The sequence below is a fragment of the Streptomyces sp. SID11385 genome (assembly GCF_010548245.1).
Classification (GTDB): Bacteria; Actinomycetota; Actinomycetes; order Streptomycetales; family Streptomycetaceae; genus Streptomyces.
Map to the genome: position 1 here is coordinate 1 of NZ_JAAGLR010000594.1, position 14,291 is coordinate 14,291.

The 14,291-nt window shown below is 73.4% G+C and carries 8 protein-coding genes; 6 read left to right on the forward strand and 2 right to left on the reverse strand.

The genetic code is table 11. The features are described from left to right. From G3I42_RS18215 to G3I42_RS18230, 4 genes are all read left to right on the forward strand, one after another. Nucleotides 1-958: ABC transporter permease (locus G3I42_RS18215; RefSeq protein WP_239096535.1), on the forward strand; the 958-nt coding region annotated here is incomplete at its 5' end. Nucleotides 959-965: 7 nt separating this feature from the next. After that, complete coding sequence (locus G3I42_RS18220) at nucleotides 966-1,790, forward strand: ABC transporter ATP-binding protein (RefSeq protein ID WP_164287285.1); 825 nt, start codon at nucleotides 966-968, stop codon at nucleotides 1,788-1,790. 163 nt (nucleotides 1,791-1,953) lie between these two features. Continuing rightward, on the forward strand, nucleotides 1,954-4,257 hold the full coding sequence (locus tag G3I42_RS18225) for a CDP-glycerol glycerophosphotransferase family protein (RefSeq protein WP_164287273.1): 2,304 nt from the start codon (nucleotides 1,954-1,956) through the stop codon (nucleotides 4,255-4,257). Continuing rightward, nucleotides 4,254-5,975 (forward strand): glycosyltransferase family 2 protein, encoded by a 1,722-nt coding sequence (locus G3I42_RS18230; protein ID WP_164287275.1) that lies wholly within the window; start codon nucleotides 4,254-4,256, stop codon nucleotides 5,973-5,975. Before G3I42_RS18225 ends, G3I42_RS18230 begins: the two co-directional genes overlap by 4 nt. A 67-nt stretch (nucleotides 5,976-6,042) precedes the next feature. Here G3I42_RS18230 and G3I42_RS18235 read toward each other — a convergent pair whose 3' ends face one another. Beyond that, the gene (locus tag G3I42_RS18235) at nucleotides 6,043-11,046 is read right to left on the reverse strand and encodes an NAD-glutamate dehydrogenase (RefSeq protein ID WP_164287277.1); all 5,004 of its coding nucleotides are present in this window, start codon (nucleotides 11,044-11,046) and stop codon (nucleotides 6,043-6,045) included. Between the two features lie 745 nt (nucleotides 11,047-11,791). Between G3I42_RS18235 and G3I42_RS18240 the strand changes: the two genes are divergently transcribed. Beyond that, nucleotides 11,792-12,055, forward strand: coding sequence for a CopG family transcriptional regulator (locus G3I42_RS18240; RefSeq protein WP_164287279.1), 264 nt, complete (start codon nucleotides 11,792-11,794; stop codon nucleotides 12,053-12,055). Next, complete coding sequence (locus G3I42_RS18245; protein WP_164287281.1) at nucleotides 12,052-12,465, forward strand: PIN domain-containing protein; 414 nt, start codon at nucleotides 12,052-12,054, stop codon at nucleotides 12,463-12,465. Before G3I42_RS18240 ends, G3I42_RS18245 begins: the two co-directional genes overlap by 4 nt. A gap of 10 nt (nucleotides 12,466-12,475) precedes the next feature. Here G3I42_RS18245 and G3I42_RS18250 read toward each other — a convergent pair. Beyond that, nucleotides 12,476-14,291: LuxR C-terminal-related transcriptional regulator (locus G3I42_RS18250; RefSeq protein WP_164287283.1), on the reverse strand; the 1,816-nt coding region annotated here is incomplete at its 5' end.

Consider the following 14,291-nt stretch of genomic DNA (forward strand, 5'->3'; position numbering starts at 1 on the left):
CGATCCCCTCCCCCCACGGCAGGGCCCCACGCCGGGCAGCGTGCCGGGCGCCGCGCCGGGCGCCGCGACCGGCGGCGGTCCCGACGCGGAGCTGAGCGGCGCCGAGCTCGCCGCCCGCTACGGTCTCTCGGTCAGCGGCGCGCGGCCCCCGCTCGCGGAGTACGTGCGGCAGCTGTGGAGCAGGCGGCACTTCATCCTCGCCTTCTCCACCGCGAAGCTGACCGCGCAGTACAGTCAGGCGAAGCTCGGCCAGCTCTGGCAGGTCATGACGCCGCTCCTCAACGCGGGCGTCTACCTGCTGATCTTCGGCCTGCTGCTCGGCACCAGCCGGGGCGTGCCCGACTTCGTGCCGTTCCTCGTCACCGGCGTCTTCATCTTCACGTTCACGCAGTCGTGCGCCATGGCGGGCACCCGCGCGATCTCCGGGAACCTCGGCCTCGTCCGCGCGCTGCACTTCCCGCGCGCCTCGCTGCCGATCTCCTTCGCGCTCCAGCAGCTCCAGCAGCTCCTGTACTCGATGATCGCGCTCGTCGTGATCCTCTTCGCCTTCGGCGTGTGGCCGCAGCCGTCGTGGGTGCTCGTGGTGCCCGCGCTGGTGCTCCAGTTCGTCTTCAACACGGGGCTCGCGCTCATCCTGGCGCGCGTCGGCGCGAAGACCCCGGACGTGGCGCAGCTCATGCCGTTCATCACGCGGACCTGGATGTACACCTCCGGCGTGATGTTCAGCCTTCCCCACATGCTCGCCAAGCACCACCTGCCGCACTGGGTGCACACGGTCCTCCAGTGCAATCCCACGGCGGTCTTCATCGACCTCATGCGCTTCGCGCTCATCGACAGCTTCCACTCCGACCAGCTCCCGCCGCACGTCTGGGCCATCGCCCTCGGCTGGGCGCTGCTGAGCGGCGTCGGCGGCTTCGTCTACTTCTGGAAGGCCGAGGAGAGGTACGGACGTGGCTGACATTCGTATGGAGAAGCCCGCGGCCAAGGGGAGCCCCGCCCCCGCCGGGGCCGCCGCCGGAGCCCCCGGCACAGGTGACCGCCGCCCCACCGTCATCGCCGAGAACGTCGACATCGTCTACCGCGTCAACGGCGCCAAGGGCGGGCGCGGCTCGGCGACCGCCGCGCTGAACCGGCTCGTACGGCGCCAGGGGCCCGGCGGGCGCCAGGTGCACGCCGTGCGGAACGTGTCGTTCACGGCATGGCGCGGCGAGGCGATCGGGCTCATCGGGAGCAACGGCTCCGGGAAGTCGACGCTGCTCAAGGCGATCGCCGGGCTGCTCCCCGTCGAGTCGGGCCGCATCTACACGGACGGGCAGCCCTCGCTCCTCGGCGTCAACGCGGCGCTCATGAACGACCTCACGGGCGAGCGGAACATCGAGCTGGGCGGCCTCGCGATGGGCATGACCCGCGCGGAGGTGCGGGAACGCGCACCGCAGATCATCGAGTTCTCGGGGATCAACGAGAAGGGCGATTTCGCGAGCCTGCCGATGCGCACGTACTCCTCCGGCATGTCGGCGCGGCTGCGGTTCTCGATCGCCGCCGTCAAGGACCACGACGTGCTCCTCGTGGACGAGGCGCTGGCGACGGGCGACGCGAGCTTCCGCAAGCGCTCCGAGGCGCGGATCAGGCAGCTGCGCGAGCAGGCGGGGACGGTGTTCCTCGTGAGCCACAGCAACAAGTCGATCCGGGACACGTGCGAGCGGGCGCTGTGGCTGGAGCACGGGGAGCTGCGGATGGACGGGCCGACGGCGGAGGTCCTGCGGGAGTACGAGAAGTTCTCGGCCCGCTGACGTCGGCGGAGGCGGGGCCCCGGCCGGCCCCTCCGCCCCGGCGTGCCCGCCCCGCCACACACGTCCCCGGCCCGCGCCTCCCGCCACCCGAACAGCCCACACCGCAGGAAACCGCCCCCTTCCGGACGCACACTGACCAGTGCCGAGGGAAAGGGGCCCCACCGTGCCGCCACGTGTCACCGTCATCGTTCACGGACCCGACGTCCGCGGCTCCTTCGCCGAGTGCCTGGCCGGGGTGCTGCGCCAGCTCCCCCCACCCGGGAACGGAGCGGACGGCGGACACGGCGGGCAAGGGGGGCACGGACACGGGTACGGGCGTGACAAAGGCCGGGGCGCCGAGGTCGTCGTCGTCCCCACGGACGCGGAGGCGCGCGAGGCGACCGCGCGGGCGGTGGCGAAGGACGGGCGGCTCGTCGTCGTGGACGTGCCCGAGGGGACGCCCGAGACGGAGGCGCGCGTCGCGGGGGCGCGGCGGGCGGGCGGCGAGTGGTTGCAGTTCGTCGCGGGCCGGGACCGGCTCCCGGCGGGGAGCCTGCACGCGCTGACCGGCGCGATCCAGCTCTGCGCGGTCCCTGCGGGCCGCCACCGCGCCGACGTGATCCTCCTCAACCACACCCGCTCGACGTGGTCGACCGAGGGCGTCCCCTCCCCCGACGGCCCCCTCCTGGACAAGGCGGGCCACAGCCCGCTCCCGCTCGTGACCCTCCCCGGGCTGCTCCGCCTCGCGCCGCTGCTCGGCACCCGCCTCGTGCGCGCCTCGTTCTGGCGGGCGCACGAGGACGTGCTCACCGCGGGGAACGCGCTGTACACGGCGTACGCGCTGCCGCTCCTCGCCGACCGCGTCGCGTGCAGCGACCAGCTCGCGCTCGACGCGCGCACCCAGCGCGCCGCGACGCTCCCGCCGCCCGTGGCGAGCGGCCCGGAGGGCCGCGTCGAGCCGTACGTGGCCGCGTACCGCCTCCTGGAGCCGCACCCGGCGACCGCGCCGCTGCGCCGCACGCTCTACGACCTCATGACCGAGGACTGGCTGCACATCATCGCCCGCGAACAGCGGGGCCACGACCGCGAGTTCTTCTTCGCGGCGGCCGAGGCGGCGCGCGCCTGCAAGCCGGAGGGGCACCGGGCGCCCGAGGGCGTCGACGGGGTGCGGCAGAAGCTGCTCGAAGCGGGCTCGTACGAGCGCTACTTGCGGCTCGCCGGGTTCAACGACCGGCGCAGGCACTGGCGTTCGGTGGCGATGAAGCAGAAGCACCGGCTCGGCGCGAAGGTCCGCGCCCGCCGGGGCCGCGCGGCCCGCAAGGCACCGCTCGACCCGGACCTCGCCGTCTTCACCGCGTACTGGAACAGGGGCGTGACCTGCAACCCGGGCGCGATCGCCACGAAGCTCGCCGAGATCGCCCCGCACATCAAGCCCGTGTGGATCAGCGGCCGGGCCCGCGTGCCGCTGCTGCCGCCGGGGACCGAGCACGTCGTGCCGGGCACGCCCCGCTACCAGGAGGCGATGGGCCGGGCCACCTACCTCGTCAACAACGTCAACTTCCCCACGGGCTGGGAGAAGCGGCCCGGGCAGCTCCACCTCCAGACCCACCACGGCACCCCGCTCAAGCGCATGGGCCTGGACCAGATGCCCTACCCGGCCGCCGCGCACGGGCTCGACTTCCGGCAGTTGCTGCGCCGCGTCGACAAGTGGGACTACAGCCTCACGTCGAACCGCCACTCGACGCTCATGTGGCGCCACGCCTACCCCTCCGGATACACCGAGCTGGAGCACGGCTACCCGCGCAACGACGTGTACTACACGGCCGGTCCGGAGCTGGTACGGGCGGTACGGGCGCGGCTCGGCATCGCGCCCGGGGTGCGCGCCGTGCTCTACGCGCCGACGCACCGCGACTACGAGAGCGAGTGGCACCCGCGGCTCGACCTCGCCCGGCTCACCGAACGCCTGGGCCCCGACACGGTGTTGCTCGTGCGCGGGCACTACTTCTACTCCACCAGCCCGAGCGAGCTGGCCGGGCTGCGCGCGACCCGCCGGGTGCTCGACGTCTCCGCGTACGAACCCGTCGAAGAACTCGCGCTCGCGGCCGACGCGCTCGTCACGGACTACTCCTCGATCATGTTCGACTACGCCCACCTGGACCGCCCGATCGTGGTCTACGCCGACGACTGGGAGATCTACCAGGCCACGCGCGGCGTCTACTTCGACCTCCTGGAGCGGCCCCCCGGCGCGGTCGCCCGCACCGAGGACGAACTGACCGAGATCCTCGCGGGCGACGCGTGGCGCGACACCGCCGCGCGCGCCGCACGCACCGCCTTCCGGGAACGGTTCTGCGCCTTCGACGACGGACGCGCCGCCGAACGCGTCGTCCGGCGCGTGTTCCTGGGCACCCCGGACGCCGAACTCCCGCCCGTGCTCCCGCTCTCGGCACGTACACCCGCCCCGACGCCCGAGGAGGCCGTGTCCGCATGACCGCGACTCCGACGACCGACCAGCAGAACGCCCCGTCCCCGGCGGCGATTCCGGCGAAGCCGCCCCCCGACGTCACCGTCGTCGTGATCGCCTACAACGACGCCGACCGCCTTCCGCGCGCCGTGCGCAGCGTCCTCGCGCAGACCCACCGCGCCCTCGAAGTCGTCATCAGCGACGACCACTCCACCGACACGACCCCCGAGGTCGCGCGCTCGCTGGCCGCCGCCGACCCGCGCGTGCGCCACCTGCGCCTGCCCGAGAACAGCGGCGGGTGCAGCGTCCCGCGCAACCGCGCGCTCGACGTCGCGACGGCCCCGTACGTGATGTTCCTGGACAGCGACGACGAACTCCCGCCCGACGCCGTCGCGAAGCTGCTCGCCGCGCACCGCGCGCGCGAGGTCGACTTCGTGATGGGCGCGGTGCGCAGGGTGCGCGTCGACACGGGCAAGTCGTCCTTGTGGATGCCCCACTTGGTGACCGAGCGGCGCACGGTCGAGGGCATCGACCAGGAGCCGGAACTCCTCTTCGAGCACCTGTCGACGTCGAAGATGTACGCGCGCGCCTTCCTCGACCGCGCCCGGCTCCGCTTCCCCGAGGGCATCCACTACGAGGACCAGCTGTTCTCCGCGCAGGCGTACTGCCTCGCGCGCGCCTTCACGGTCATCCCCGAGCCGGTGTACGTGTGGTACATCGAGCCGTACGCGGCCACCGGGAGCGCGTCGATCTCCAACCAGCGCGACCGCCTGGAGAACGTCGCCGACCGCATCCATGTCCAGCGGCTCATCGACGAGTTCTTGGAGACGAGCGGGCACGGCGCGATCCGCCCGGAGAAGGACTACAAGTTCCTCAAGCACGACTTCCGCATGTACGCGGGCGACTTGCCGCGCCGCGACGACGCATGGCTCACGGGCTTCGCCGAGTTGGTCACCCCGTACCTCGACACGCTCTCCCCCGCGGCGTACGCGCGGCTGCCGCGCACCGAGCGGGTCGTGCTGCGGCTCGTACGGGACGGGCGCCTCGACGAGGCCCGGCGCGCCGCGCGCGGGCTCGGTCTGCCCGTCGGCCCCCGGCACGTGAGCCACGACGAGGAGGGGCACGTGTACTGGGGCGAGCCGCTGCCCGCCTCCGAGGCGGCGCGCACGGAGCTGGACCTGAGCGAGGAGGGCGTCGAGGCCGGCCCGCTCTCGGCGGCGCTCTTCCGGCACGAGGTACGGGACCTGGAGACGGGCCCCGGCACGGTCCTGCGCTTCACGGTGCGCACGTACGACCCGCTGCTGCGCCTCCCGGTCGGCCCGCAGGTCGCCCGGCTCGCGCTCGCGCCCGGGGGCAGGCGGTACGAGGTCGCCTTCCGTATCGACCCGGTGCTCCCGGGCGTCTTCGAGGGCCGGGTGCGCTTCGACCCGGGGCAGGCGCCGCTGTCCGTCCAGGGCTTCGACGGGGTGCGCCACCCGGTGGTCGAACTGCGGCAGGGCCGCGGGCGCCACACCGCGCCGCTCCTGGGCCCGCTCGACTTCACCCCGGTCTCGTCCCGCCCCCGCGCGTACGCCGGGACCGTCGAGCACGTGGTGACGGTCGCGCCCGAGGCGGCGGGCTCGGCGCGGATCGAGGTCCGCTGGCGCCCCGCGGGCCCCACGGCGAAGCTCGGCCCCCTCGCGGGCCGCCTGAGCCGGTCGGTGGTGTCCCGGGCGGCGAAGGTGATCCGGGGGGCGCTGCGCTGACACGGGGAACGGCGGAGGGCGGCCTCTCCGCGAGAGACCGCCCTCCGCCGCGTACTGCCGCGCTACCTCACCCGTGGGCCCTCAGCAGCGTCCGCATCGTGCGCATGGCGACCGAGAGGTTCGCCAGGTCGAAGCTGTCGCTGCTCTGGATCTCCTCCAGGGTCGCCCGCGCGCGCGTCAGGATCGGCGCGTTCTTCCCCGCCCACACCTCGAAGCGCCGCTCCGGGCTGTCGCCCGGCTCGCCCGCCGCGAGGATGTCCTGCGTGAGGCCCGCGTGGGCCGCGTACAGGTCCTCGCGGATCGAGGCGCGCGCCATGGACTGCCAGCGGTCCGCGCGCGGCAGTTCGATGATGCGGTCCATGAGCTGTGTGACGCCGAGCCGGTCGGCGAGGTCGTAGAAGACCTCGGCGACGGCGAGCGGTTCGCTGCCGGTGCGCCCGGCGACGGCGACGATGTCGAGCGCGGGGAAGACCGAGGAGAAGCCCGCGACGCGCGCGGCGAGTTCCTCGGGCACGCCCTCGTCGGTCAGCTCCTTGAGGATCGACCCGTACCACTCGGCGTCCGCGCCGCGCAGCAGTTCGGGCAGGCGGGCCCAGACCGCGCGCACGTCGTCGCGGAACGCCTCGACGGTCTCGGCGAGCTGGAGCGGCTGCGGCCGGTTGTTGAGCAGCCAGCGCGCGCCGCGCTCGACGAGCCGGCGGCAGTGCAGCCGGACGCGGGTCAGGACGGCGGCGGGCACCTCGTTGTCGAGCCGCTCGACCGCGTCCCACACGGCGCCGAGGCCGAAGATCTCGCGCGCGACGAGCTGCGCCCGCACGATCTCCTCCAGCGAGGCGCCGGTCTCCTCGCGCAGGCGGTGCAGGAAGGAGATGCCGCCGGAGTTCACGGTGTCGTTGACGAGAACGGTCGTGATGATCTCGCGGTGCAGCGCGTGCGCCTCGATCTGTGCCGCGTACTGCTCGCGGACCTCCTCGGGGAAGTACGCGAAGAGCAGCTGGCGCAGGTGCGGGTCGTCGGGCAGCGAGGTGCCGATCAGCTCCTCGGCGGCGGTGATCTTCGTGTACGCGAGGAGCACGGCCAGTTCCGGCTGGGCGAGCCCGCGACCGGAGTTGAGCAGTTCGCGCACCTGGCGGTCGCCGGGCAGGAATTCCAGGGCCCGGTCCAGGTGGCCGTCCTTGACGAGGCGGCGCATGAGGCGCTGGTGGGCGTGGAGCAGGCTCGGCGCCTCGGCCTCGGCGTTGGCGAGTGCCACGTTCTGCGCGTAGTTGTTGCGCAGCACGAGGTTGCCGACCTCGTCGGTCATGCTCGCGAGGAGTTCGTTGCGCTGCTTGACGGTCATGTCGCCGTTCTGGACGACGGCGTTGAGCAGGATCTTGATGTTCACCTCGTGGTCGGAGGTGTCCACGCCGGCGCTGTTGTCGATCGCGTCGGTGTTGATCCTGCCGCCCCCGCCGCCGTTGCCCTGGCGGGCGAACTCGATGCGGCCGAGCTGCGTGAGGCCGAGGTTGCCGCCCTCGCCGACGACCTGCGCGCGCACGTCGGCGCCGTTGACGCGGATCGCGTCGTTCGCCTTGTCGCCGACCTCCGCGTCCGTCTCGGTGCTCGCCTTGACGTACGTGCCGATGCCGCCGTTCCACAGCAGGTCCACGGGGGCCTGGAGGATGGCCCGCATCAGCTCGGCGGGGGTGAGCTTGGAGACGCTGTCGTCGATGCCGAGCGCGCGCCGGATGTGCGCGTTGACGGGGATCGACTTGGCGGTGCGGGGGAAGACGCCGCCGCCCGTGGAGAGGAGCTGGGTGTCGTAGTCGGCCCAGGAGGAGCGGGGCAGCTCGAAGAGGCGGCGGCGCTCGGCGTACGAGGTCGCGGCGTCGGGCTCGGGGTCGACGAAGATGTGCCGGTGGTCGAAGGCGGCGACGAGGCGGATGTGCTCGGAGAGCAGCATCCCGTTGCCGAAGACGTCGCCGGACATGTCGCCGACGCCGACGACGCGGAAGTCCTCGGTCTGGGTGTCGTGGCCCAGCTCGCGGAAGTGCCGCTTGACGGACTCCCAGGCGCCGCGCGCCGTGATGCCCATGCCCTTGTGGTCGTACCCGGCCGAGCCGCCGGAGGCGAAGGCGTCGCCGAGCCAGAAGCCGTACGACTCCGCGACGCCGTTGGCGATGTCCGAGAAGGTCGCGGTGCCCTTGTCGGCCGCGACGACGAGGTACGTGTCGTCCCCGTCGTGCCGCACGACGCGCTCCGGCGGGACGACCTTGCCGCCCACGAGGTTGTCGGTGATGTCGAGGAGCGCCGAGATGAAAGTCTTGTACGCGGCGACGCCCTCGGCCATCCAGGCGTCGCGGTCCTGCGCCGGGTCGGGCAGTTGCTTGGCGACGAAGCCGCCCTTCGCGCCGACCGGCACGATGACGGTGTTCTTGACCATCTGCGCCTTGACGAGCCCGAGGATCTCGGTGCGGAAGTCCTCGCGCCGGTCCGACCAGCGCAGGCCCCCGCGCGCGACCTTCCCGAAGCGCAGGTGCACGCCCTCGACGCGCGGCGAGTACACCCAGATCTCGTAGGCGGGGCGCGGCGCGGGCAGGTCGGGGATGGCCTGCGGGTCGAACTTCATCGACACGTACGCGTGCGGCTCGCCGCTCGCCCCCGCCCGCTGCCGCTTGTCGCCTCCCGCGGCGGCGCGCTGGAAGTAGTTCGTCCTGAGCGTCGCCTTGATGACGGTGAGGAAGCTGCGCAGGATGCGGTCCTCGTCGAGCGAGGCGACCGAGTCGAGCGCGCCGTCCAGTTCTTCGAGGAGCCCGTCGGTCAGCTCGGTCCCGGCGCTCAGGCGCTCGGGCGACAGGCGCGCCTCGAAGAGCGAGACGAGCAGGCGCGTCGTGTGGATGTTGGTGCGGAGGGTGTCCTCCATGTAGTCCTGGCTGAACGTCGCGCCCGCCTGCCGCAGGTACTTCGCGTACGCGCGCAGCACCATCGCCTGGCGCCAGGTGAGCCCGGCGCCGAGGACGAGCGCGTTGAAGCCGTCGTTCTCGGCCCGGCCGCTCCACACCGCGCCGAACGCCTCCTGGAAGCGCTCGCGCGCGTCCTCGCCGAGGGGTTCGCTGCTGCCCTCGGGCATGCGGAGCCCGAAGTCGTAGATCCACGCGGTCGTGGCGTCCGCGCAGCGCAGCTCGTAGGGGCGCTCGTCGACGACCTCGACGCCGAGGCGGGTCAGCACGGGCAGCACCGAGGAGAGCGAGATCTCGCCGCCGAGGCGGTAGATCTTGAAGCGCTTCTGGCGCGGGGCGGCGCCGAGCGGTTCGTAGAGCGAGAGAGCGGAGCTGTCGGGGCCCTGCGCGGAGCGCAGCCCCTCCAGGTGGGCGAGGTCGGCGACGGCGGCGCGCGGGGAGTGGTCGGCCTTGTAGCCCTCGGGGAAGGCGTGCCCGTAGGTGCGCAGCAGTTCGGCGGCGCGTTCCTCGCCGAACTCCTCGCGCAGCGCCTCGCCGAAGCCGTCGAGCCACGAGCGGGTCGCGTCGATGAGCCGCTGCTCGATGCGCGCGGCCTCGCCGTCGCTGAGGTCGGGGACCTCGGTGCCGGGCGCGACGCGGACGACGAAGTGCAGCCGGGAGAGGACGGATTCGGTGTTCCAGGCGGTGAAGTCGACCGTCTCGCCGCCCAGTTCCTCCTTGAGGATGTCGATGATCCGCAGCCGCACCTCGGTCGTGTAGAGGTCGCGGGGCAGGTAGACGAGCGCGGAGTAGTAGCGCCCGTAGACGTCCTTGCGCAGGTAGAGCCGCAGGCGGCGGCGCTCCTGGAGGTAGAGCACGGAGGTGACGACGGGGAGCAGTTCCTCCGGGGTCGTCTGGAACAGCTCGTCGCGCGGGTACGTCTCCAGGATCTGGAGCAGGTCGCGGCCGTCGTGGCTGTTCGGGGTGACCCCGGCGGCGCGCAGGACCTCGTCGACCTTGCGGCGCACGACGGGGACGCGCTTGACGGACTCGGTGTAGGCGGCCGAGGAGAAGAGGCCGAGGAAGCGGCGCTCGCCGACGACCTCGCCGTTCTCGTCGAACTTCTTGACGCCGACGTAGTCGAGGTAGCTGCGGCGGTGGACCGTGGCGCGGCTGTTCGCCTTGGTGAGGACGAGCAGCGTGTGCTCGCGGGCCTTGGCGCGCGCGTCGGCGGGCAGGCGGCCGAAGCTCGGGCTGACGGGGTGTTCCTCGGCCGTGTCGTGGTGCGGGTCGGCGCGCAGGATGCCGAGGCCGGTGCCGGGCACGGGGGCGAGGGCGTCGTCGGCGACGAGGTCGTACTCGCGGTAGCCGAGGAAGGTGAAGTGGTCGGCGGAGAGCCAGCGGAGCAGTTCGCGGGCCTCCTGGACCTCCTGGTCCTTGAGCCCGGCGGCCGCGGGGCCCTTGGGGAACTCCTCGGGGAGGTGGTCGGCGACGCGGAGCGCGGAGTCGCGCATCTTGTCCCAGTCCTCGACGGCCTCGCGGACGTCGGAGAGGACGCGGAGCAGGTCGGTGGTGATCTGTTCGAGGTCGGCGCGGTCGCTCTCGCGGTCGATCTCGACGTGGATCCACGACTCGGTGAGCAGGTCGTGCGCGGACTCGGCGGGCGGCTCGGGGAAGACCTCGATGAGCTTGCCCGTGAGGTCGCGGCGGACCGTGAGCTGGGGGTGGACGACGGCGTGGATGCCGCGGCCCTGCCGGGACAGCTCGTTGGTCACGGAGTCCACGAGGAAGGGCATGTCGTCGGTGACGACCTCGACCACCGAGTGCGGGGACGACCAGCCGTTCTCGTCGACGGTCGGGGTGTGCACCCGGACCTTCGCGGTGCCCTGCGGGCGCTCGGCCGCGAGCTTGAGGTGAGCCATCGCCGCGCCGTAGAGGTCGTCGGGCTCACGGCCCTCGACGTCCTCGGGGGCGGTGTGCCGGTAGTAGCGCTGGAGGTAGGGGAGAACACGGGCGCTCTCGAAACCGGGGGTTCCCGGCGAGATGCCGGCCGGAACGGTGATCGGCGGGTGGCCGCCCGTCGTCGGGTTCTCAGCGAGTCGGGCCGCCCGTTCGAGCAGCTCGTCCTTGGCATCGTCCAGCTTGGTCCGCATGATCCTCTGGCTCCTGTCGCGCGCCGTTGCGTGACGTAGAAGGAAGGTGGCGGCGGCACGTTCCTGCGGTGCCGCCTCTGCCGGTATCCGTGCCCTCGGCGGCCGGAGCGGCCACCTCCGGCTGCGCGCCGTACCCGCGCGGTCGTTCAGCGGCGCCCGGGGCACGGAGTGCGTGCGCCGGGCGAGGGGCGGGGGCCTCGATGCCCGCACGGCCTATCGCGCTGATCACGGACCCAGGCTAACGCTCCCCGCCGGGCCCGCGTCATGAGCCGTATGTGTACAAAACACAGCCGTGGACTTTGACAGGACGCACAGCGCGCCGCATGTCCCTTGTCGCATAAGGCCACTGCCGCCCCGCCCACTCCAGCAGGGCCCCGACCAGGGCGTCTCACGAATTTGCGCGCTTCTTACCGCCCCGACACACGAGCCCGCCGGGTGTGACGCGATAGACACGGACCGGCCGCGCGCCGACAGGCCGGCTGCCCCACCGACGAGGACAGCCGGCCCCACGCGCCCGCCGGAGAAGGGCCCCGGGAACGGAGCACGGAACGGGGGGAACCTGAACGCCCCGCCCCCACCCCCGGACCCTCCCGGTCCGTCCGGCGGCGCCTCTCGATTCTTCCCGCGAGAAAGAACGGATCGGGCCGGTACGGGAGGAAATAGGTAGGAGGGCGGGGGTTTTAGGTATACGTACGTGAATCCGGCGGGGACACCCCACGGTGGCATGAGCGGTAGCATGGCGAGCATGGCCGAGCCCACTCGCAAGTACTCCATCACCATGCCCCGCGACATCGCCGCCGCCGCCCGCGCGCGCAGCGGCCCCTCCGGGCTCTCCTCGTACGTGGCGGCGGCGGTGGCACGGCAGATCGAGCGGGACGACCTCAACGAGCTGATCCAGGTCGCGGAGGCTGAGCACGGGCCCGTGACCGAGCAGGAGATCGACACCCTGCGCCAGCAGCTCCACGAGGCCCGCGCACGGCAGTCGGCCGACGCCTCCGAAGCCGCGTGACCCGTACCCCCGCCGTCCCGGGCGGCACCCTGGTCCTCGACAGCGAAGGGCTCGCCAAGACCGTCGCACGCGACCGTACCCTGACCACCTGGCTGGCCCTGGCCCGCACGGAGGACCTCCGCGTCGTCACCTCGGCGGCGACGCTGGTCGAGGTGACCCATCCCCGCGTCAACCGCGCCGCCCTGGACTGGACCCTGTCCCGGCTCGTCGTGGAGCCGGTGACCGAGGACATCGCGCGCCGCGCCTCCGCCCTCCTCGCCTCCGCCGGTCTGCACGGCCACAAGTACGCCATCGACGCCATGCTCGCCGCGACCGCACTCCTCTCCCCCGGTCCCGTCACGGTCCTCACCTCCGACCCGGAGGACCTGACCACGCTGTTGGGCCGCCGGGCGACCGTGATCCCCGTCTGACACCACCCCCTCACGCCCCCGCCAGCGCCGCGCCCACCTCGCCCCGCGCGCCCACGCCGAGCTTCGCGAGGATGTGTTCGACGTGGGCGTCCGCCGTGCGTTTGGAGATGACGAGGCGCTGCGCGATCTCGCGGTTCGACAGGCCCTCGGCAACCAGGCCCGCCACCTCGCGTTCCCGGCGCGTCAGCGCGTCAGCGCCGCGTGCCGCGCGGCGGCGCCTGGGGCCCGGGAGGTCCGCGTCGGCGCGGAGCGCGTCGAGCACCTCGGTCGCGGTGAGCCGCCCGCCCGCCTCGTACCCGCTCCGGTACGCGTCCCCGTCCAGCTCGGCGCGGAGCGCGGCCCGGCTCGCCTCGTGCCACGCCTGGAGCGGCGGCAGGACGGAGACGGGGTCGCCGCCCACCTTCCGCGCCCCCTCGCTCCACCCGAGCAGCCACGCCGCCCGCACCCACCGCCCCCGCCGCACCGCGACCCAGGTCAGCCCCATCCCCGCTATCCCCGACAGCTGCGCCTCCCCGATCTCCGCGCACGCCTCCAGCGCCGCGAGCCAGTCCGTCTCCGCCGCGCCGGTCCCGGCCCCCGGCGGCACCCCGACACCATCGGCGCCCTGCTCGGCGAGCCAGTGCGCCGCTCCCCGCACGACGAGTGCGGCGGCGCGCAGTTGGCACTCGCCGGGGGCGTGCGCGGCGAGGTGCCCGAGGATGTGGTCGCACATCGCGCGGGCCCGGTCCGTCTCGCCGAGGACGGCCCACACGATCGCCTCCTCGTGGTAGATCATCGCGATCCCGAGCCCGTCCTCGCGCGCGTCGAACTCGGCGCGCAGCCGCGCCATCGTCTCCAGCGTCCCGTCCGCGTCCCCGCTCAGCAGCCGCGTCCCGGCGAGGTGCCCCTCGGCGTACCGGGCGACGTCCTCGTGGCCGTACCTGCGCGCCTCGGCGAGACACCGCGTCAGCCGCTCGGCCGCGAGCGGGAGGTCACCGGTCCACAGGCCGAAGGACCCCGAGCCGAGCAGCGCCCAGGCGCGCGCCTCCCTGCCGACCGGCCCCGGCGGGTCCTCGGGGACGAGCGAGAGGCCCTTGTCGAGCCAGTAGTGGCCCTCGGAGATCGCGGCGCGCGCCCGCCAGTACGGCCACAGGTGCGCGGCGAGCAGCAGCCCGGCGCTCGCGCGCTCCGGGCTGTCGCCCGTGAGGGCGAGGCCGAGGGCGGCGCGCAGGTGCGGGATCTCCTCGTGCACGGTGCGGTGCAGCGCGGGCTGCTCGGAGCTGAGGAGCCGCGTGTGCAGCCGGGCCGCGAGGGCCGCGTAGTACGTGAGGAAACGGTCCCGCACCGCCTCGGCCCCGCCCGTCTCGGCGAGCCGCCCTGCCCCGTACTCGCGCAGGGTGTCGAGCATCCGGTACCGGCCGCCGCCCGGCCCCGGGCGCTGCACGACGGACTTGTCGACGAGCCCGATGAGATGCCGGAACACGTCCCGCGTGAGCAGCTCGCCGCCCTCGCCGCCGCCACCGCCGCCGCCCTCGCCCGGGCGGCGCTCCCCCGCGTCCCCGCACACCGCCTCGGCCGCCTCCGGCGTGAAGGGCCCGTCGAAGACCGAGAGCCGCGCCCAGAGCAGCCGCTCCGCCGGGGTGCACAGTTCGTACGACCAGTCGACGGCGGTACGCAGCGTCTGGTGCCGGGTCAGCGCGGTGCGGCGCCCGCCCGTGAGGACGTGGAAGCGGTCGTCGACGCGGTCGAGGAGCTGGTCGAGCGGGGCGGCGCGCAGGCGTACGGCGGCGAGTTCGAGCGCGAGCGGGATGCCGTCGAGCCGGCGCACGAGCGCCCGCACCCGCGCC